Annotated in this window: 20 protein-coding genes; 14 read left to right on the top strand and 6 right to left on the bottom strand. The window is 42.0% G+C overall.

Annotated elements, in window-relative coordinates:
• The first annotated feature begins 87 nt into the window (after window positions 1-87).
• The 6 genes from MAE_RS36570 to MAE_RS25285 all read left to right on the top strand — a co-directional run bounded on the left by MAE_RS36570 (window position 88) and on the right by MAE_RS25285 (window position 4550).
• Window positions 88-183 carry a TPR end-of-group domain-containing protein gene (locus tag MAE_RS36570; protein WP_419866699.1) on the top strand — a complete coding sequence of 32 codons (96 nt, stop codon included), beginning with the start codon at window positions 88-90 and terminating at the stop codon, window positions 181-183.
• A gap of 443 nt (window positions 184-626) precedes the next feature.
• A complete protein-coding gene (gene hcp / locus MAE_RS25305; protein ID WP_012268007.1) occupies window positions 627-2255 on the top strand; it encodes a hydroxylamine reductase in 1629 nt (542 codons plus the stop codon).
• An 85-nt stretch (window positions 2256-2340) separates the two neighbouring features.
• Window positions 2341-3057 (top strand): bidirectional hydrogenase complex protein HoxU, encoded by a 717-nt coding sequence (hoxU, locus tag MAE_RS25300; RefSeq protein WP_002794250.1) that lies wholly within the window; start codon window positions 2341-2343, stop codon window positions 3055-3057.
• Between the two features lie 8 nt (window positions 3058-3065).
• On the top strand, window positions 3066-3461 hold the full coding sequence (locus MAE_RS25295) for a hypothetical protein (RefSeq protein WP_012268006.1): 396 nt from the start codon (window positions 3066-3068) through the stop codon (window positions 3459-3461).
• 2 nt (window positions 3462-3463) lie between these two features.
• Window positions 3464-3925, top strand: coding sequence for a hypothetical protein (locus MAE_RS25290; RefSeq protein ID WP_041804404.1), 462 nt, complete (start codon window positions 3464-3466; stop codon window positions 3923-3925).
• A gap of 76 nt (window positions 3926-4001) precedes the next feature.
• Window positions 4002-4550 carry an oxidoreductase gene (locus MAE_RS25285; RefSeq protein WP_002740992.1) on the top strand — a complete coding sequence of 183 codons (549 nt, stop codon included), beginning with the start codon at window positions 4002-4004 and terminating at the stop codon, window positions 4548-4550.
• A gap of 483 nt (window positions 4551-5033) precedes the next feature.
• On the opposite strand, the gene recG is transcribed toward MAE_RS25285, so the two are convergent.
• Both recG and MAE_RS25275 read right to left on the bottom strand, forming a co-directional pair.
• Window positions 5034-7502 carry an ATP-dependent DNA helicase RecG gene (gene recG / locus MAE_RS25280; RefSeq protein ID WP_012268004.1) on the bottom strand — a complete coding sequence of 823 codons (2469 nt, stop codon included), beginning with the start codon at window positions 7500-7502 and terminating at the stop codon, window positions 5034-5036.
• A gap of 67 nt (window positions 7503-7569) precedes the next feature.
• Window positions 7570-8463 (bottom strand): hypothetical protein, encoded by an 894-nt coding sequence (locus MAE_RS25275; protein WP_012268003.1) that lies wholly within the window; start codon window positions 8461-8463, stop codon window positions 7570-7572.
• A 246-nt stretch (window positions 8464-8709) separates the two neighbouring features.
• Between MAE_RS25275 and MAE_RS25270 the strand changes: the two genes are divergently transcribed.
• Window positions 8710-9507, top strand: a complete 798-nt coding sequence (locus tag MAE_RS25270) for an Rpn family recombination-promoting nuclease/putative transposase (RefSeq protein WP_012268002.1) — start codon at window positions 8710-8712, stop codon at window positions 9505-9507.
• 105 nt (window positions 9508-9612) lie between these two features.
• On the top strand, window positions 9613-10683 hold the full coding sequence (gene hypE, locus MAE_RS25265) for a hydrogenase expression/formation protein HypE (protein ID WP_012268001.1): 1071 nt from the start codon (window positions 9613-9615) through the stop codon (window positions 10681-10683).
• A gap of 324 nt (window positions 10684-11007) precedes the next feature.
• On the opposite strand, the gene MAE_RS25260 is transcribed toward hypE, so the two are convergent.
• Window positions 11008-11346: a hypothetical protein gene (locus MAE_RS25260; protein ID WP_012268000.1), complete on the bottom strand. Its 339-nt coding sequence runs from the start codon at window positions 11344-11346 to the stop codon at window positions 11008-11010.
• Between MAE_RS25260 and MAE_RS25255 the strand changes: the two genes are divergently transcribed.
• Genes MAE_RS25255 through MAE_RS25240 form a run of 4 tightly spaced genes read left to right on the top strand, consistent with a single transcriptional unit; the run spans window position 11341 to window position 13120 of the window.
• Window positions 11341-11685 carry a hydrogenase maturation nickel metallochaperone HypA gene (locus MAE_RS25255; RefSeq protein ID WP_012267999.1) on the top strand — a complete coding sequence of 115 codons (345 nt, stop codon included), beginning with the start codon at window positions 11341-11343 and terminating at the stop codon, window positions 11683-11685. The two genes, MAE_RS25260 and MAE_RS25255, sit on opposite strands and share 6 nt — an antisense overlap.
• A complete protein-coding gene (hypB, locus tag MAE_RS25250; RefSeq protein WP_012267998.1) occupies window positions 11676-12488 on the top strand; it encodes a hydrogenase nickel incorporation protein HypB in 813 nt (270 codons plus the stop codon). Before MAE_RS25255 ends, hypB begins: the two co-directional genes overlap by 10 nt.
• 46 nt (window positions 12489-12534) lie before the next feature.
• On the top strand, window positions 12535-12933 hold the full coding sequence (locus tag MAE_RS25245) for a helix-turn-helix domain-containing protein (protein WP_012267997.1): 399 nt from the start codon (window positions 12535-12537) through the stop codon (window positions 12931-12933).
• Window positions 12920-13120 (top strand): DNA adenine methylase, encoded by a 201-nt coding sequence (locus tag MAE_RS25240; protein ID WP_041804402.1) that lies wholly within the window; start codon window positions 12920-12922, stop codon window positions 13118-13120. Before MAE_RS25245 ends, MAE_RS25240 begins: the two co-directional genes overlap by 14 nt.
• A gap of 97 nt (window positions 13121-13217) precedes the next feature.
• Here the strand turns inward: MAE_RS25240 and MAE_RS25235 are convergent, their stop codons facing one another.
• Entirely contained in the window at window positions 13218-15338 is a 2121-nt protein-coding gene (locus MAE_RS25235) for a hypothetical protein (RefSeq protein WP_012267996.1), read from the bottom strand.
• A 78-nt stretch (window positions 15339-15416) separates the two neighbouring features.
• On the opposite strand from MAE_RS25235, the gene MAE_RS25230 reads away from it, so the two are divergent.
• Window positions 15417-16754, top strand: coding sequence for a proton extrusion protein PcxA (locus MAE_RS25230; RefSeq protein ID WP_002787816.1), 1338 nt, complete (start codon window positions 15417-15419; stop codon window positions 16752-16754).
• A 35-nt stretch (window positions 16755-16789) separates the two neighbouring features.
• On the opposite strand, the gene MAE_RS25225 is transcribed toward MAE_RS25230, so the two are convergent.
• Both MAE_RS25225 and MAE_RS25220 read right to left on the bottom strand, forming a co-directional pair.
• On the bottom strand, window positions 16790-17608 hold the full coding sequence (locus MAE_RS25225; RefSeq protein WP_002760526.1) for an Rpn family recombination-promoting nuclease/putative transposase: 819 nt from the start codon (window positions 17606-17608) through the stop codon (window positions 16790-16792).
• 36 nt (window positions 17609-17644) lie between these two features.
• A complete protein-coding gene (locus tag MAE_RS25220) occupies window positions 17645-18952 on the bottom strand; it encodes a hemolysin family protein (RefSeq protein ID WP_002760525.1) in 1308 nt (435 codons plus the stop codon).
• A 267-nt stretch (window positions 18953-19219) separates the two neighbouring features.
• On the opposite strand from MAE_RS25220, the gene MAE_RS25215 reads away from it, so the two are divergent.
• Window positions 19220-20704 (top strand): hypothetical protein, encoded by a 1485-nt coding sequence (locus tag MAE_RS25215; protein ID WP_002760524.1) that lies wholly within the window; start codon window positions 19220-19222, stop codon window positions 20702-20704.
• Window positions 20705-20866: the final 162 nt, after the last annotated feature.

Below are 20866 nucleotides of genomic sequence, written 5' to 3'. Positions count from 1 at the left end.
CGATTCCAAGACATACGGAAATTAGGGATATTCTCGCTAATAAAATCTGCAAAGATATCGGAATACCACTAATAAAATAAATCGTTCATCAGTCTTGATGTCAAGTATCAGGATATGGCGAAAACAGATAAAGATTTTGAGCAGATTCGGGGAGATGAGCGGTTTCAATCATTGCTAAGTTAAGTAAATAAAAAAAGAGATGACTATCTATGTCGAAAGCAATCCCATCATCACAGTTAGGCGATAATAACTCTTAATTTCCAACTTTCTATCCTAATCAGGAGACCGATTGCTATGACACTGGCAAACACCCACCTAAAAATCGAAAATATCGCTCATTATATCATAAAAATCACCAAAAATACTTAATTTACTTAAGACAACTAAATAATTGTTTAATCAGTAATTCTTGAGGAAATCTAAAATCAGAACCCAACCGGCAAAAAAAGTGAGAGAATAAAAACATAGTTCAGAGAGTAGAGGCTGTCAAGACAAGCTTTCCAGTCGTAAAATCCATAATTCTTGCTGGGTGAGGGCCGATAACTAACTTTCAAAAAAGCAGAATTAAATTTAGTAGAAAAAAATCGCAACAATCTGTCAATCCACTGAAAAAAGAGAGAAAACTTATGTTTTGTGAACAATGCGAACAAACCGCTAGTGGTAATGGTTGTCATCAGTGGGGAGCCTGTGGAAAAAGTCCCGAAGTCAACGCCGTTCAAGACTTATTAGTTTATTGTCTGCGGGGATTAGCATCGGTGGTTTTAAAAGCCAAAGAAGCGGCAATATCTACTCGCGAAGCCGATATTTTTACCTGCGAGTCGCTTTTCGCCACCATGACCAATGTGAACTTCGATCAAAGACGTTTTACCGATTATATTCAGCGTTGTTTAGAGATTCGGGAAAATTTAAAAGCACAATTGGGATCGCTGGACTGGTCTGCACTTGCTAACTATCAGCCTAATTTTAATGAGAGCCTAGTCAGTCAAGGTCAAGAAGTATCCTTAGAACTAATTGAAAAAGTACAAGACCTCGATATTTTTTCCCTAAAGTTAACCGCTATCTACGGAGTTAAAGGTCTTGCTTCCTATACTTTCCACGCTCAGGAATTAGGTCAAGAGGATGACTCAGTTTATCAGGTTATCCAAGAGACTTTAGTGGCAATTGATCGCAGTGATTTAAACCTGAATGATTGGGTGGCAATCTGTCTAAAAGTTGGGGCAGCAAACCTGCGGGCCATGGAATTATTAGATCAAGGTCATACCGAAACCTACGGTCATCCCATACCGACAAATGTTCCCTTAAATCCACGTTTAGGTAAAGCCATTTTAGTCTCCGGCCATGATATTAAACAATTAGCGGCTTTACTGGCACAAACTGCCAATACTGGGATAACAGTCTATACCCACGGAGAATTATTACCCGCCCACGGTTATCCAAAACTCAAAGAAAAATATCCCCATCTCTACGGTCATTATGGCACCGCCTGGCAAAATCAAACTAAAGAATTTGCTAAGTTTCCGGGGGCAATAGTTTTAACTACTAATTGTCTCATGCCCCCCCACGAAAACTATGAAAGTAAACTCTTTACCCTCGGACCTGTGGGTTATGCCCATATTAACCGCTTAGAAACAGTGGACGGTGCGATCGATTTTAGTCCCGTGATTGCTAAAGCGCAATCATTGCTCGGATTTACTGAAATAAGCGAACCTCGGCAGGTAATGGTAGGATTTGCCCACAATACCGTTCTCAGTGTCGCTGATACGGTGGTTAATGCCCTTAAACAGGGTAAAATCCGTCACTTCTTCCTAGTTGGGGGCTGCGATGGGGCAAAACCCGATCGCAATTACTACACCGAATTCGTGGAACAAGTTCCCGAAGATTGCATCGTTTTAACCCTTGCCTGTGGAAAATTCCGCTTTTTCGACAAACAATTAGGTAGTATCGAAGGATTACCCCGGCTAATGGACTTGGGACAATGTAACGATGCCTATAGTGCCATCAAAATCGCCCTAGGATTAGCCAACGCTTTTAACGTTAGCGTCAACGAGATACCCCTCTCCCTAATTATCTCTTGGTACGAACAAAAAGCGATCGCTGTACTGCTCACCCTGCTACATCTAGGTATGCAAAATATCCGTCTGGGACCAACTTTACCGGCATTTATCTCCCCCAACGTCCTCAAATTCCTCTCCGATACCTATCACCTGCAGCCGATTACCACCCCCGCAAAAGACTTAGCCGATTGTCTAGGTTAAAACTTTCTGTAAAAATCCCACCCTTGGCCACAAACCGTGGCCTATGGGAAGGAGAGGGATATTATCCTCAAGGAGAATAATTTTTATGTCCGTAATCACTTTAAGCATTGATGGCAAAGATGTAGCGATCGAAGCAGGTTCGCGAGTTCTCGCAGCAGCTAGTCAGGTAGGAATAAAAATTCCTGCCCTCTGTCATCTCGATGGGGTTTCCGAAGTGGCTGCCTGTCGCTTATGTTTGGTAGAAATTGAAGGTATTAATAAATTATTACCTGCCTGTGTAACGGAAGTGGCGGAAGGAATGGTGGTTCACACCGATACCCCAAAACTGAAAGAATATCGCCGCATGACAGTGGAATTATTATTCGCTGAAGGCAATCACGTTTGTGCGGTTTGTGTGGCTAATGGTAACTGTGAATTGCAAGATTTAGCCATCGAAGTGGGTATGGATCATAGTCGTTTTCCCTACCGTTTTCCCAAGCGAGAAGTGGATATTTCCCATCATCTTTTTGGTATCGATCATAATCGTTGTGTTCTCTGTACCCGTTGTGTGCGAGTCTGCGATGAAATTGAAGGGGCGCACGTTTGGGATCTGGCTTATCGCGGCGAAAAAGATAAAATTATCGCGGGAATGGATCAGCCTTGGGGCAGCGTTTCCGCCTGTACTTCCTGCGGCAAATGTGTTGCCGCTTGTCCAACCGGGGCGATATTCCGCAAGGGTTCCGCCGTTTCTGAAAAAGAGGAAGATCGCTCGAAGTTGGAATTTTTAGTTAATGCTAGGACTCAACACCAATGGACGCGTTAAAGTAATCAATGGAGGGTGATAGTGATCGATGGGCGCATTTAGATATCTACGAGCAGAAACTAACCGCCAAGGTAAGGGAGGAATATGATCAGATTATGGATAATAATCAAGATATCCTAGGGATTGCTGCCCAATACGAAATATCGGAGATCGATATCCGACGCGCCAAGGATTATGCTTTTGGATCGGGAGTGTCTCGATATCAATTTTTTCCCGAAGGTTTAATGGTAGCAGCTTGGCGAAGACTCGCTGGCGCTCAAGGGAATAATCTTGATCAGATGTTTCTCAATCATGAAATCTACGAATCTGACTTAGTGATTAATCGAGGCTTTTCGCAGCAACAAGCGCATTTACTGGCACAAAAACAATATCCTTGGTCTGATTCAATTCAGCAAACAAGATAATTATGACCACATCACCCGAATCGCAATTTCTGCAAGCCCTAGAAATGTGTCAGTCTCTCTCCAATTTGACGGCGCAATTTTCTAGTATTCCTTGTCGGATAATTGAAATTTTGTCTGATGTCAGTCAAGAGCCTAGGGTTTTGTATTCGCTCTTAATTAAATATTCTAGAGAGGTGGATTCCGCTTTGGTTGCCCTAGATATTTATGCCAAAAGTGCTGATAATTGGCGAGTAAAAGATCGAGATAAAACCTGTTCTCTTGGTTTTGGAGTAAAAGACCATTGCACGATTTTAAGCTGTTTGCTCAATTTCGGCAAACGTCCTTTTTCTTTTATTTCCTATACGGGAAATTTTGCATCGGAGGCGATTATTTTTGAGCTACTTAAAGACTGGAAAAATCTAGATATAGCTCCTTTCTTTGAGGAAAAAATGCAAGAGTTTATCCGGGAGGCAAAAATAGCTTAAAAGAGTATTTCTTTTCGTTTGATCCTTTTGACCAAATTGCAACTCAGCCAACAATACCAACCAAGAAATTAAAATTATGAGTAAAATTCGCTTCGCTACTGTCTGGTTAGCCGGTTGTTCGGGATGCCATATGTCCTTCCTCGATTTGGATGAATGGCTGTTAGAATTAGCCGAAAAAGTTGACGTGGTGTATAGTCCCGTCGGCTGCGATCTGAAAACCTATCCCGAAAATGTCGATGTCTGTTTAGTGGAAGGAGCGATCGCTAATCAGGATAATTTAGAACTAATTCATCTAGTCCGCCAAAATACCAAAACCGTCGTTTCTTTTGGTGATTGCGCTGTGACTGCTAACGTTCCCGCTATGCGGAATATGTTGGGAACTGCTGATCCCGTGCTAAAAAGAGCTTATTTAGAGTTAGGAGATAACACACCTCAACTACCAGAAGAACCCGGTATCGTTCCCGAATTATTAGATCAAGTGCTGCCCGTCCATCAAGTCATTCCCATCGACATTTTTATGCCGGGTTGTCCCCCCGATGCGGACAGAATTCGCGAGACATTGATTCCGATTTTAAAAGGGGAATTACCCGTGATGGCAGGGCGAGAAATGATTAAATTTGGTTAATTGAATCAGTTATCAGTCGTCAGTTATCAGTTATCAGTTATCAGTTATCAGTTATAAGATTTGAGTTTTAAGTTTTGAGTGAGCAGTATGTATTAAGTGAGCCTCATCAAATGCCAGTTTGCTGCTGTCTTTTCGCTGATTATTGATTACTGTTTACTGATTACTGATTGGGTGCATCTCACATTTGTAGAAATACCGACAATCAGCAATTATCAGTGACTCCTAAATTATTACAGATGTGTCAGCAGCCGCGTGTAAGCATCCCACCGAAAAACTAATGCGCGGGGGGTTTGGGGGCGGCGCCACGCCCCCAACGGGGGGTTTGGGGGGTAGAACCCCCCAAAAGCTTGGATTGAGTGATAAAATCGGAAGTAATACGGCCATCCCTTGAGTATGGGCTACATATCAAGAGAGGCACTCATGCAAAACGGAGAATAAATAATCAGTTTTTAATAACTGGATACTGATTACTGAACATCTAAATCAAGTTAAAATATCCGCTCCCAACATCCGTTGATATTTAGCTTCTAAGGCTTGTTTCAAATTGGGCAAAGTGATTAAATGGGGATCATCTAACATAATTTTTTCGGCGGCATCTCTTGCCAAAACTAACACCTCTTGATCCTCGACTAAACTAGCGAGGGCAAAATCTGGTAAACCCGATTGTCGTTGTCCTAAAACTTCCCCCGGACCGCGAAATCGCATATCCATTTCCGAGATAAAAAAGCCGTCTTGGGATTGTTCCAAAACCGTTAATCTTTGACGGGAATTAGCGCTATTACTGCCACTTAAAAGTAAACAATAGGATTGATGGGAACCTCTGCCCACGCGCCCCCGTAATTGATGCAATTGTGAAAGGCCAAAACGTTCGGCATTTTCAATTAACATCACCGTGGCATTGGGAACATCCACCCCCACTTCGATAACCGTAGTTGAGACAATAATTTGCAGAATATTATCGCGAAAAGCTGTTAAGATTTCCTCTTTTTCGGCGGAACTCATGCGACCATGGAGTAAACCGATATTAAAATTGGGAAAAATCTTTTCTGATAAATTTTGATATTCTTCCACCGCAGCCCTAACATCTAATTTTTCCGATTCTTCAATCAAGGGAAAAATCACATAAGCTTGTCTGCCTTGGGCAATTTCACGCCGAATTAAATCATAGGCAGCCCTTCTTTGATTCCCATTTAAAGCGGTGGTTTGAATCGGTTGTCTGCCGGGGGGTAATTCGTCAATTTGACTCACATCCAAATCCCCATGCAGGGTTAAAGCTAAAGTACGGGGAATCGGTGTTGCTGTCATGGTTAAAACGTGGGGAGACTCTCCTTTACTTAATAATCTTGCCCTTTGTTGTACCCCAAAGCGATGCTGTTCATCAATAACAACTAACCCCAATTTGCGGAAATTAACTGCATCTTGAATTAGGGCATGAGTTCCCACTAAAAGTGGTAATTCTCCTGTCTCCAATTGGGCGTGAATTTCTCGCCGTTTAGCAGTTTTTGTGGAACCAGTTAATAATTCTACGGGTAAATGTAAGAGATTAAACCAGCTAACTAACTTACGATAATGTTGTTCTGCTAAAACTTCCGTGGGAGCCATTAATGCTGCTTGATAACCGGATTGTAGAGCCGCTAAAATGGCATAAACTCCGACAATTGTTTTGCCAGAACCCACATCCCCCTGCACAAGACGATTCATCGGGGTGCTAGAATCTAAATCCTCTAAAATTTCCTCAATAACTCGTTTTTGAGCATTGGTTAATTGAAAGGGAATTATCTGATTAAATTGATCAATTAGTTGACCCTTAGCACTAAAAATAGCACTTTTCTGTGTCTGACGATACTGTTGCCGCCGCCGCAGAAACCCCAATTGTAAAAAGAAGAATTCATCAAAGACTAATCGCCGTCGCGCTTGACTTAGAATCTCGGCATTATTAGGGAAATGAATGTTAGTAATTGCTGTTTTTAAATCGATTAATCCGTATTGTTTTCTTAGACCGAAAGGCAAGGGATCTTTTATCGCCTCTACTGCCCCAAAAGCGGCGACTACAGCCTTTCTAATTAGGTCGGCGGGTACTCCATCGGTGAGGGGATAAACCGGCAGAATACGCCCGATTTTTAAGGACTCAATACTTGCCCCAGAACTGTCTAATAGTTCAAATTCAGGATTTTCTAAAGTTAACCCATATTTACCCGCTTTGACTAAACCACTAACCGCCACCACCGAACCCACCAGATAGAGTTTTTTTTGTCCTTCTTGCCAAGCACGATTAGTATAGCGAGTTCCCGCATAAAAACGGTTTAATTTTATCTGTCCAGTGCGATCCTGTAAGAGCAATTCAAAGATAGCTAACTTGGTATTTTTGGGGCTAGTAAAACAATTACAGCGCTTGACATTCCCCACTAAAGTTACTGTTTCCCCCTCGGTTAAATTGGCGATATTGACTTGACGACTGTAATCAATATGATCCCGGGGATAATAATATAATAAATCTTCAACTTTGTGGAGGTTTAATTTTTCTAAAAGACCAGCTTTTCTCTCTCCCACTTCCGCTAGATATTTCAAGGGTTGTTCGAGGGTAACTTGCCGTGGAGAAATAGCCTTTGCCGTGATGGGAGTGGTATTAATAATTTTCGCCACAGCTGGTTCTTTTGGGGTGGGGGTTGCTTCTAAAGTTTGCCGTAATTGTTGTAAAAAATTGCGAGTTTCGGTGACTAATTGTTGTCTTTGTCTGGGATTAAACTGGTAATATTGGGCAAATTTTTGGGCTAATTCTCGCCAGCGATTTCTCTCACTGGTGGAAATTCCCACGGGAGGATTATCCCCGAAACTAAGACAGAAAAACTCGCTAAAACGGTATTGATTTCCCTGAAGATCGGGATAACCTTTTTCCGCTTCTACAGATAAGGCTTTTTGTAATCTCACCCAGTCGGGTATTTCCCCTTTCATAATTGCCTCTTGATTCCAAATTTCCCAGTATTATGCTTCCCTGATACCCCTGTTTGATCATAACTGATTAATCGTACCAACTACTGCGCCATGCCGCTTCCGCTTGAGCGATAGTATATTCTTTGCGAATACGATGATATTGTTCCCCTAGACGATTTAATTGTTCCCAAAGGGAGCGAATTTGATTTCTTTCCACACTTAAGCGCGTATCAGCAAATTCCAGTTCAGCCATTCGTAGATGAATCGCCGTTACTTTAGTGACTTTGCCACTTGAAAAATCATGCTCATCCCCATCATCTTCATCTTCATCTTTTTCTTCCTCTGGTTCAGGGTTTTTAGCTTCCACTAGAATGTTTAACATATTATTTCCTCCACCTAGGGATTGTCCTTCTTCTCCCGCTTGAATTGCCATATCGATAATTTGACTGGGTAGATGAGGGGGAAGAATATAAGCTTTTTGTAGTTGCTGATTAATTTGTTTAGAGAGATGATTGAGAATCTCGACACAGTTTTTTTCCAGCACTCGACAACAATAAAGTAAAATATCGGGGTTATTAATCTCTCCAGTTGCGGCTAGATTTTCCCGTTTGTCTAGAAAAAGTTTCCAGAAATCTGGGGTGTTAACTGTCTCTGCTGGACTTTTAGAGAATCCTACCCCTGAAAATGCCCCTCGCTCGAAGCTCTGCTCGCCCAATTGCTGTAAACTGGCTTTAGCCTCTTGTCCTAGAGCTTTGATCTCCTCTTGTAGTTTCTGACGATTGCTGTGGGAGAGGGCCAGAAATTCCCCCCCATAGTAACGGGTACAGATATAATACACTGCCCCGATCGCCTGTTTATAGAGAGATTCACCGAGTAAATCAAGATAAATTCGGTATTTTTCTCGCATTCTTTCGGCTAAATTTGCCACTTCCGTTTCTATGTTCTTTAAATCTTGTTGTAGCTTGTTCAGTCTTCCAGTCATAGAAATTTTACCGAGGGAGAAGTTAGCGATCGGCGAATTCTATTATAGCGACTCATTGTCAGCTATAGCGCCCTGACATGGGGGAGATGTTTAGACTCGATCGGTTGTCAGTTATTTTAGCTATTAGCTTTTTGCAGACCAGCTTTTAGCATTTGTTTTGGCAAAGATAACTGCTATAATCAGGCTAATTAGTAGGAAAACTCTCTATCTCTATATTTTTGCATAGTTTACACCACAAGTCCGGGCATGAAAACCGACAGTATTTTTTATGATCTTTTTCAATCTTATCCGTCAATTTTCTTTGAATTAATCAACCTTTCCCCCGGAGAAGCCGAGAATTACCGCTTTGATTCCGTCGAAATCAAGCAACTAGCTTTTCGTATTGATGGCGTATTTTTGCCCAATATTACCGATCCTAGCATTCCTATTTATTTCTGCGAGGTGCAATTTCAAGATGATCAGAATTTTTATGGCCGTTTCTTTGCTGAAATCTTCTTATATCTCAGTAAAACTGCTTTTAACAATGATTGGCGCGGGGTGGTCATTTATCCCCATCGTCGGGTAGAATCAGATCAGGTTGTACGTTATCAAGACTTATTGACATCTGGGAGAGTGACGCGAATCTATTTAGATGAACTAGATGATATTAATCAAGATTCCCTCGGTATTGCCACTATAAAATTAATTATTGCTAAAGAAAATCAAGCAGTGGCAACAGCCAAACAACTTATTGAACGAGTGCGAACTGAATTTACCCAACCGCAAAACTTCCTACAATTAATAGAAACGATCCTTATCTATAAATTACCACGTCTAAGTCGCCGGGAGATAGAAGCCATGTTTAGTTTAGATGAACTGAAACAAACCCGTTATTTTCAAGACGTTCGAGAAGAAGGTAAACTGGAAGGTAAACTGGAAGGTAAACTGGAAGGTAAACTGGAATCTGTGCCGCGTTTATTGGCTTTAGGTTTAACGGTAGAACAAATTGCTCAAGCCTTGGACTTAACTGTAGAAAAAGTGCGAGAAATACCAGAAACCCATTAAGATAATCTAGCAGTAAGCTATGACAGCGTTTTTCATCAAGATAAAGTGTAACCTAATTTGCTATCGGCCACCGACTACCCAAAACGAAAACTTACTACCTCACCTATGACTAGCACTCCTTCAGCTTCTTTAAAATTAAAAAAAACAAAAATTACCGACACAAATATCACTCTCTCCCATGGCAGCGGTGGCAGAGCAATGCGGGATTTAATTAACGAGATATTCGTTAGTAACTTCGATAATAACTTACTGGCACCCCTTGAAGATCAAGCCCGATTTGAGATTAAAGATTTGGCTAAAATAGGCGAGCGCTTGGCATTTACCACCGATTCCTATGTGGTTTCTCCTCTATTCTTTCCGGGGGGTGATATTGGCAGTTTAGCAGTCAATGGAACCGTTAATGATTTGGCTGTCGGTGGGGCAATTCCTCTCTATCTCAGTTGTAGTTTTATCCTCGAAGAAGGTTTATCTATTGACATCCTAAAAACCATCGTTACCAGCATGAAAATAGCCGCCGAAAAAGCAGCGGTAAAAATCGTCACCGGGGATACAAAAGTCGTTCTCAAGGGACAAGGGGATCAAATATTTATTAACACCTCTGGAGTCGGAGTAATTCCGGCCGGAATCAATTCCGGGGCGAATAATTTACAAGTTGGCGATCGCATTTTGATTAACGGTTTTCTGGGGGATCACGGTGCCGCCATTCTGATTGCCAGGGGCGAATTAGACCTACAATGCACAATCGAAAGCGATTGTCAAGCCCTGAATTCTTTAATTTCTGCAATTCTGGCCGTTTGCCCGCAAGTTAAAGCGATGCGGGATGCCACTAGAGGCGGATTAGCCACGGTTTTAAACGAATTTGCCCAAAGTTCAGGGGTGGGAATACAGGTGCAGGAAACGGCGATCCCCATCCGGGAAGAAGTGCGAGGAATGTGCGAATTATTGGGCTTAGAACCGCTTTATCTGGCAAATGAGGGCAAATTAGTCCTTGTCGTGCCTCCGGAGGCGGAAAATCGCGTTTTAGCAGTGATGCGTTCCCATCCTGACGGTAAAAATGCCGCTTCTATCGGGGAAGTCGTCGCTTCTCCCCCCAATTTAGTTTACTTAAAAACCCCTTTCGGCACTAACAGAATTCTCGATATGTTAGTCGGTGAACAATTACCGAGAATATGTTAATTAGGGTTTGCTGAAAAAGTTTGTTGTTAGGGTTAGAAGTCAGGAGTCAGGAGTCAGGAGTCAGGAGTCAGGAGTCAGGAGTCAGTAGTCAGGAGTCAGTAGTCAGGAGTCAGTAGTCAGTAGTCAGTAGTCAGGAGTCAGTAGTCAGGAGTCAGGAGTCAGGAGTCAGTAGTCAGTAGTCAGTAGTCAGGAGTCAGTAGTCAGTAGTCAGGAGTCAGGAGTCAGGAGTCAGTAGTCAGGAGTCAGTAGTCAGGAGTCAGGAGAATTAAAAATGAATAATAATCAATTAAATGGTCTATTTACAGATTTTAGGCAATTTAATCCTTATTTTTGCTGTTTTGAACCCTCAAATAGTTGGGGTTTTGGGGTTTTAGTTGAAATTTCCTTGATAACTGATAACTGATAACTGATAACTGATAACTGATAACTGATAACTGATAACTGATAACTGATAACTGATAACTGATAACTGATAACTGATAACTGATAACTGATAACTGATAACTGATAACTGATAACTGATAACTGATAACTGATAACTGATAACTGATAACTGATAACTGATAACTGATAACTGATAACTGATAACTGATAACTGATAACTGATAACTGATAACTGATAACTGATAACTGATAACTGATAACTGATAACTGAAAATGCACGAACTAGGAATCACCCAAAATATTATCGAACTTGCTTTAGAACACTCGCGAGGAATGAAAGTTAGGCGCGTGGTGTTAGAGATTGGTAAACTAACGGCAATTATGCCAGAATCGATCGCTTTTTGTTTTGATACCTGTTGTCAAGGTACTAATGTAGAGGGGGCAATGTTAGAGATTCTGGAAATTTCTGGTTTAGGACAGTGCCAAGATTGCGGAAATGAGCTAGAACTAGAATATCCCTACGGAATCTGCGATCGATGTGGTAGTCGCAATATAGTCATTTTACAGGGTCAAGAATTAAATCTCAAATCGTTGGAGACAGAATCCTTATGTGTGTAACCTGTGGTTGTTCTGATAACTCGGAAGTGACGCTAACTAATCCGCAAACGGGAACCCATGAACATATTTTAGCCGATGGTACTGTTATTAGTCATAGCCATCACGATCACGAGCATGAGCATCCCCATCATCCCGCGGAAATTCACGCTCAAATTCATGGTAGCATTCTCCAAGTTGAGCAAAATCTGCTGGCAAAAAATAATCTGTTAGCGGCACAAAATCGCGGTTGGTTGAAGGGGAGAAAAACTGTTGCCCTTAATCTGGTTTCTTCCCCCGGTTCGGGAAAAACTACCCTGTTAACTCGCACAATTGCCGATTTAAAAACCGCTATTCCTATCAGTGTCATTGAGGGAGATCAAGCAACAGCTAATGATGCCCAAAAAATTAGTGAAACCGGTTGTCAGGTTATCCAAATTAACACCGGAACAGGTTGTCATTTAGAAGCATCAATGGTAGAGAGAGGATTAATCGAACTCGATCCACCGATGAATTCTTTAGTCATGATCGAAAATGTCGGTAATCTAGTTTGTCCTGCTTTATTTGATTTGGGAGAAAATGCCAAAGTCGTCATTCTTTCCGTCACCGAAGGGGAAGATAAACCGATTAAATATCCCTATATGTTCCACGCTTCTCAAGTCATGATCTTGACAAAAATAGACCTACTACCCTACGTTAATTTTAACCTCGATCGCTGTTTAGATTATGCCTATCAAGTTAATCCCAATCTGAAAGTTTTTCAAGTTTCCGCTACCACAGGAGAAGGTTTAGATGCTTGGTACAGTTGGTTAAAATCGCTGGTTTAAGTTAAGTAGTAACACACCTAAAAAGTTCAGTCTAACCGAAAGAAAAATGACCCTAGCACTTGATGACAATACTTATAATCAACTGTTGACTAAATTTCAACCCAAGATTATTGAAAATGAGGAAGAATATGAGCAAGCGCGTCATCTTCTGATTAATCTAATTAGTAAACAGGATCGACTACCAGAAGAAACCGCAATGGTTAAATTAATGGCGACAATTATTAAGGATTTTGATGCCAGACAACCTCAACCCGAACCAGCTTCACCGCAGGAAGTATTATTACACTTAATGTCAGCTAACAACATGAAACAAGCTGATTTAGTTGGTAAAATTGGTTCTAAGGGTGTGGTTTCTGAGATTGTTAATGGCAAGCGATCGATTAGTAAAGCTCAAGGGAAAATTTTAGGAGAGATTTTCAAGGTTTCCCCCAGTGTATTCATGTAATTCTCTATTAGTTGTTAATGAAAAAAACGTCATTGTTCCCACGATTAAATGTCAAGGTATCAAAACTAAACTGGTATCATCAATCAAAAGTTTAGCGGATCAGCAAAACTGCGATCACTGGATAGAACCCTTTTGTGGTTCGGGGGTGGTAGCTTTTAATTCACAACCCCAAAAGGCCTTATACTAAATCTAGTTATTAAAAACTGATTATTTATTTCCCCTTTTGCCTATTGCCTATTGCCTGAGTGCCTCTCCTAACCAAGAAGTTAATTTTGTTCTAGTCCTTAATCATATTCTTTTGCCGCTTGTACTAAGGATAAAAGTTGTCCGGTTTGATCGGTTCCCGATACTCCTAAATCACTGTGACAGAGGATAACTTTTTCGCTTACCCTTGCTAATAAATCCCTTAAAACTCTCTGTAAACGTGCCTGATTTTCCTCTAATTCTGCCTCTGTTGTCCAGCGTTGATAGGGACTTTCTCGCCAAAAAATTGGCGCAGCAAAAAGAGTAGCAGCACCTCCTTGTTCCCAGAGTGGGGAGGAACAATCTAGCCAAAAATGCCAACGATGACTAGAACGAAAAGAGCGATATTGAAAGATATTGCCTAGGGTAACTGCTGAGGAAGATTTAATAAATTGTCGCACGGGATAGGGATTAGCGGTAATTGTACCACGGCGCAAAAGTTGGATAAACTGACTAATAGTTTCGCTGGGACTTTGAAAAGAGGGTTCACTCTCACGCAAACGCCGATCGATCTCCCAAAAATGTTGGGCAGTTTCCATTAATTCTCGCAAAGCTGCCAAGTGATCGAAGGGCAAATTTTCCCCATCGTTTAATAATTCTTCGATCGCTTGATTTAAGACAAAAATCGGGAAAAGTTTCGCTTGCTGCTGCCGTTTTTTCATCCCTTCGATCCAGTGACAAATTCTTTCGTAGGCAGTACAAGCTTTTTGTCCTAAGCGATCCCAACGGGGAAAAGTTTCGATCGCTAATAAACGAGGATTTTCCGGATGCACTTGATAACAATGATCGGCAATTAATCCGGCGCGGATTGGATCGATATCGGGAATTAAATTCTCTTCTTCATCCCAGCGATAACGGCTAAAAATCACCAGCATTTCCGCTATGGCCTCTTGGGGGGCTAAACGCCCCAAATTTGCGTAAACAAGGGCGAGAAGGGTCAATAATGCCCGAATCAGAGGACAACTGATCAGGGGTCGTTGTTCGTTGAGGGGTTGAACGGGTATCCCGGCACCGGTTAAAATTTCCATCAGGCTATAACGGGCGATTTCGTCTAAACCGGGGGCAATAACGGCGATTTCTTCGGGTTTTACTGCTCCTTGCTTGACTGCTTGAATAATAGCGGTGGCTGTCTTCCGTAACAATTCGGCGCGAGAGGTGGTTTGCAGGGAGATGAATTGATCGGGAAGATTGCCAAGATAGTTACCGTCGCTGATTAAGGAGAGAACCGTCTCGCTAAACTGAGCAGCTAACCCGTCGGTGGTAGATAATGACATAATTTGACAGCGTGCCGCTAATTTTTGCAGATAATCGGGATCGGCAGTTAATCCTAAGCGAATTTTTCCCTGGGGATTGTAGGTAAAAACGCTAAAACAATCATGATCGAGGAAAAAACTGAGTAAATCCTTGGCAATAGCCGGATAATCGTCCACATCGTCCGCAAAAACTCCCCGGAAGCGTTTTAATAGTTGCTGCTGATAACGACTATCAGGAAATAAATAGCGCCAATAGAGTTCGTAGATGATACCATAACTTAATAAACCACGTTCTAGAGACCAATCACGCCATTGAATGATTAATTCTCCCACTTTTTCTGGTGTTTCCTGCTCATTAATCGCTAAAACTCGTTTTAAATCTGTTTCTGATAATCCGTCGGCTAATCTTTCGGGTATCTTTTCTGCGGGAACACCACTAGCGCCGGCTAATTGTAACAAATCGAGAACTTGACGGACGAAACGATATTCATTTATGCTAGTAGGCTGGAAGAATTCAGCGATCGCTGGTTGCCAGAGACGGGTGGCGAGTTCCTGTTCCGTTTCTGGGCGTAATCGGCGGGGAAATTGCGCTTTTAGCCCTAAAGACTCGAAAATTAACGGCCAAAACAGGATGACTTCATCGGTGAGAAAACCTAAAGGGGTTTTGCAGAGAATCGGATAGCTACCCCTAACAGCAAGGGCTAATTGATCGGCTAATTCCCGTTTATTATCATCGTTGGCAGCGAAAACTAAGATCGAGCGGGGAAGGGGCGATGATTTCGGTCGATCGAGATACAATGAATCCTGGGACTGAAGTTGAGAAACAACCCAGCGCCGAAATTCCCCGACTAAAGCGGTGGTTTTTCCCGATCGAGTCCCACCTTCGATCCAAATTGGTATGATTGACATCGTTTTTTCTGGATTGTATTTGTTAAGATGACTGATCGGTACTCTAGCTTTTCTCCCTTGTGGAAGTAATTGTTTCCTATGAATCTTAATCGGATTTTGCAAGGTGTTAATCAATGGTTATTACAAACTCCTGAACGTTCTTTAGATGAGGCTTATCATGCAGCTTTGAAGATTAAGGAGATAGAAGACAAGCATTTTCAAGGGCGAAAAGTGGCGAATGAATTCTCGAATTATGGCAGCAGCACTAATTCCTATTTTATCGCAGAAGTTAAAGGTTATCTGCAAAAAATTAAAGTCAGATTGACGGAGTTTAAAGCTAGTCGATCAATCGTTAATACTTTCGGACCTAATCAACCGACAATTAATAATGGGGTGATTACTGTCACCACAGATGTTTGTCTGAAAAAACTTCAGTTTATCGATAGTATTATCGGAAAATATCAAGATAATTATTGGCAAGAAGATATTCAAGATGTTCCCAAAAGTATCCAGAACAGAAATTTTGAGCAGGAAACAGCCAAAAATAAGACTTCTAGAAATCGCTCTTTTTTAGCAGCGGGTAGTATTGAAGATGAGGAAATAATCAAAAGTAATAAATCCCAAAAAGCTACGGAAAAACCGGGGGTTTTACCCCGTTCTTTTGTCAATACTTTTAATCGCATTAAACAGGAAATTGATCCCCAAGCGGAGGAATCGGAGGAGGCAGTTTTAAAGAAATTTCGCAATTCTCGTTATAAAACAGCCATTTCCCTCAAGTTTATTTTACTGTTAATTATTGTTCCTTTGTTGACCCAGCAATTAACCAAAACTTTCCTGATTACCCCCTTGGTTAATAAATATTTCCAACAACAGGAACAGTTTATTTTTATCAATCAGGATTTAGAAGAAGAAGCTTTTTCGGAATTGAGAAGATTTGAGGAAGCTTTACATTTTCGAGGTATGATTGGTTTAGCACCCAAATTATCTAACGAAGAAATCGAGGGAGAAATTACCAAAAAAGCCGCGGTACTAAGTGAAGAATTTCGCCAACGAGGTTTAAATGCGATCGCTAATATTTTCGCCGATATTTGTTCCCTGATTGCCTTTGGTTTTGTTGTCGCTTTTAGTCGTCGGGAAATCGAGATTGTCAAGTCTTTTCTGGATGGCATTCTCTATAATCTTAGCGATTCAGCTAAAGCTTTTTTAATTATTCTCTTTACCGATATATTTGTCGGTTTCCACTCTCCCCACGGTTGGGAAGTGATCCTAGAAGGATTAAGTCGTCATTTCGGTTTACCGGAAAATCGCCAGTTTAATTTTCTCTTTATCGCCACTTTTCCCGTTATCTTGGATACAGTCTTAAAATATTGGATTTTCCGTTATCTCAATCGCATTTCTCCCTCGGCAGTGGCTACCTATCGTAATATGAATGAATAGGGTAAAGTCAGGGAGAAACCTAATAATTTATCCTTCTAATTTGGGGGGGATAATTTGGCCGCTGTCTCTTGTACTTTGGTAAGTTCTAATTGCAAAGCAGTGGCAATCTGTTCTATACTTAAACCTAAAGCTAGTAAACCAGCGATCGCTTCAGTTTTAGCTTCTTCACGACCTTCTTCACGACCTTCTTCACGACCTTCTTGTTTAGCTTCTTGATAAAGTCGAGTCTGTCTGAGATCATCTAATCCGAACATAGCTTCTAACTCCGCACGACTAAGATTAGTAAATTTATAGGCTAAGGTTCTTTCAATTAATTCTACAACTTTTTGCTGGAAAACTAGATCATCAATTTCAGCGATCGCTTTTTCTAAAAGTGGTTTTCCTCGTTGCTGTGCTAATTGGGGTGTAGCGACAATTAACTGAATAATTCCTAAACCCAGAGACGGAGCCGGACTATCGATTAATTCATCTAAATAAATAGGTCTGATCTGTCCCGTTATCTCAAATCCCCGCAGTTGATAGGGAAAGTTATTATCCAGATCCCTGGAGGCAAATAAAGCTACAGCTATCCAATCCTGAACGGGTTTATACTGATTGAGATAGATGACAATTTCTGTTAAAAATCGCCAATAAAAATCACTTTTATCCTGAAATTGCACTTCAACAAAGTAAATCATTAGTTCCGGTGCTGCTGTGGTCGGTAAAAAAATACCGTCAAAACGACGCGCTAATTCTTTGATTTCTCGGGAGGAAAATTGATAATTTTCAGCTTTCTGGGTTGATTCTCCCAGTAATTCAAAAATTAACCCCGGAAAGGTTTGCAAGAGTTGATAAAAAATTGTATCGGTCTTCACAAGCTTGAAAAAATCTAGATGTTTACTAACAATTACTTACAAATCATCTAACAATAGCGTGACTAACACCTTATCGACACGATTACCGTCCATATCCACCACTTCCAAGCGCAACCTTTGCCATTCAAAATGATCGGCAGCCCCCGGAATCCTGCCAAGATGGGTAATAATAAAACCACCTAAAGTGTGATAATTGCCCTGTTTTTCCCCCGGTAATTCACTGATTTCAAATAACTCTTTAAAATCTTCGATCGCCACTGTACCATCGATCAACCAAGAACCATCTTCCCGCTGCACGATCTGAGCATCTTCAATGTTATCTAATTGGGGTAAATCGCCGACAATTGCCTCTAAAATATCCTTGCGCGTCACCAATCCTTGAATTACCCCGTACTCATCCACTACCAAGGCAATATGATGACCACTTTGCTGCACCAATTCTAAAACCTTTAAACCCCTAGTGCTTTCCGGCACAAAAAGCGGCTGTTGTAAATCCTTCGTCAGGTCGAAACTTTCACCGGTTAAACAATCTGCCAATAAGTCTGTGACTTCGATTACCCCCAAAACCTCATCTAAACTGCCCTGACACACAGGAAAACGGTTATGATTGCTCTCAATTAGCTTCTGGCGGTTAATTTCGGCACTATCTTCCAAATCTAGCCAAATAATATCTGGGCGCGTGGTCATAATCTGGCTTACTCGGCGATCGCCCAATCCTAACACCCTTTCCACCATATCCTGTTCTGCTTCCTCAAAGGTTCCCGCTGCGGTTCCCTGTTTAAGCATAATTTTCAATTCTTCTTCCGTAATTGGGGAATCATTGTTATTAGTATTAATCCCCAACAAACCGAGAATCAGATTAGTCGATTGACTCAAAAGATGGACAATGGGCGAAACAATTTTTGATAACCTATTCAGAGGATCAGCAACGAGGATAGCGATTTTTTCAGGATTACTTAAACCTAACCGTTTCGGCACTAATTCCCCCACCACTAGGGATAGATAGGTAATAATTAACACCACTAATCCTAATCCCAAAGCTTGACTGTAGGGGGCTAAAACAGGAACTTGGGCCAATAATTGCGCCACACTGACCGATAAATTAGCTCCTCCGTAGGCCCCGGCAAAGATACCCACTAGGGTAATGCCAATCTGCACCGTCGATAAAATTTGATTGGGATCATTGGCCAATTTTAAGGCCACCGCCGCCCTTCGATCATCTCTGGCTAATTGTTCTAAACGGACTTTGCGGGCCGAGACAATGGCAATTTCCGAGAGAGCAAAGACTCCATTGAGGAGGATCAGGAAGAAGATAACAAGAATTTCGGTAGTCGCCGAGAACATGGTTAAAATTTACAGGTAAAAGGGCGGATAGTTGTTTGTATCATAGTGCGAGGATCGGTTAAGTTCAGTAAAGAATCATCTTGATTTTTAACGAGTTACGAAGGCTTGTGTCTGGAGAGGGTTACTCCCAGTATAAATGGGATAGGATCAAGTCCGCACTCTTAGCTCAGTTAGCAGTGAACAGTCAAGAGTGACCTGTTGCCAGTAAACAAAGTTGTCCCTGGGAGAGTGGGGACAAACTATCTCAATCTATTCGCCTGAAAAATTATGATCGCTACACCCGTATCATCGAAATCGAACGCTATCACGGAAATCCGCCCCGGACTACCGACTATTTGCGGTTGGGAACAGGAAATCGCAGCGATTGTTAATCACGATGATCCGATCTTTTTACCGACAACAAATCTCCAATTAGACCATATCAAGGCTGGTTTTGCCTGTGCCTTGCATATGCACCAACCCACCATCCCCGCGGGTGTTAATGGTGAATTAATCTGCAATCTCCAGCATATGTTCGAGAATCAGGGGGATGGTGATAACCATAATGCCAGCGTTTTTGCCTGGTGTTACAGTCGCATGGGCGATTTTATCCCGGAATTGGTGGCGGAAGGCTGTAATCCCCGGATTATGCTCGATTATTCCGGCAATCTCCTCTGGGGTTTGGTACAGATGGGACGGCAGGATATCCTCGATAAACTCAAATTAATCACCTGTAACAGTCAATATCAACCCTATGTGGAATGGTTGGGGACGATGTGGAGTCATGCGGTGGCTCCTTCCACACCGATTCCCGATCTAAAATTACAGATGCAAGCATGGCAAACCTATTTTGCCTCGATTTTTGGCCCCGATGCCCTGAAACGAGTCAAAGGGTTCTCTCCCCCGGAAATGCACCTTCCTAACCATCCCGATACCCTCTACGAGTATATTAAAGCCCTGAAAGAATGCGGCTATCGTTGGTTATTGGTACAGGAACACTCGGTGGAAAATCTCGACGGTTCGGGATTGAGTCAGGAACAAAAATATATTCCTAATCGCCTGGTGGCCCGTAATTCTCGCGGGGAAGTGATTGCGATTACTGCTTTGATTAAAACCCAGGGTTCCGACACCAAATTAGTCGCCCAAATGCAACCCTACCACGAGGCCAAATGCCGCGGTAAACAGCAAATCGGCGGCGTTTGGGTTCCTTCCCTAGGTTCCCAGATTGCCGACGGTGAAAATGGTGGCGTGATGATGAATGAATTTCCTCGCGATTTTCCCAATCCTTGGCGGGAAATGCAGGGGGGTTCCACTGTGGCAGGATTTAACGGCACGGAATATCTGGAGTTAATCGAGGCCGCTGGCGTTAATCCCCAAGATTATCCCCCAATTCAAGCCGTACACCAGCATAAAATCTGGCAGCGAGTTAATCCCGATGCCGCTACCCCAGAAGCAGTGGAACAGGCGATCGCTGAGTTAAAACAGTCCGACCACCGTTTTACCATGGATGGGGCATCTTGGACCAATGATCTCAGTTGGGTGCGCGGTTACGAAAATGTTCTCGAACCGATGAACCAATTAAGCGCTAAATTCCACGAGAAATATGATCTTTTAGTACAGGCGGATCCTAGCTTCACCCGACGGCCCGATTATCTGGAGGCACTGCTTTATAATTTGCTCGTGCAAACCAGTTGTTTCCGTTATTGGGGCCAAGGTACTTGGACCGATTATGCCCGCACTTTGTACGAAAGAGGCGCGGCCTTAACCCGCTAAGATAGTAAGGTATCTAGGGTTGGCTGAAAAAGCTTTTCAGCCAACCCTAATTAGGGTTGGCTGAATAAATCTAAAAACCTTGTTGGGTAAGACTTTTAGACTTTTTTTCCTTCAAAAAGTGCCTACCATTGGAGTGATCGGGGGGAAAATTCAGGTACTTTT

The sequence above is a fragment of the Microcystis aeruginosa NIES-843 genome (genome assembly GCF_000010625.1).
GTDB classification, from domain to species: Bacteria; Cyanobacteriota; Cyanobacteriia; order Cyanobacteriales; family Microcystaceae; genus Microcystis; species Microcystis aeruginosa.
Note: the sequence above shows the minus strand (reverse complement) of the source record. Positions and strands in the feature narration are given on the sequence as shown.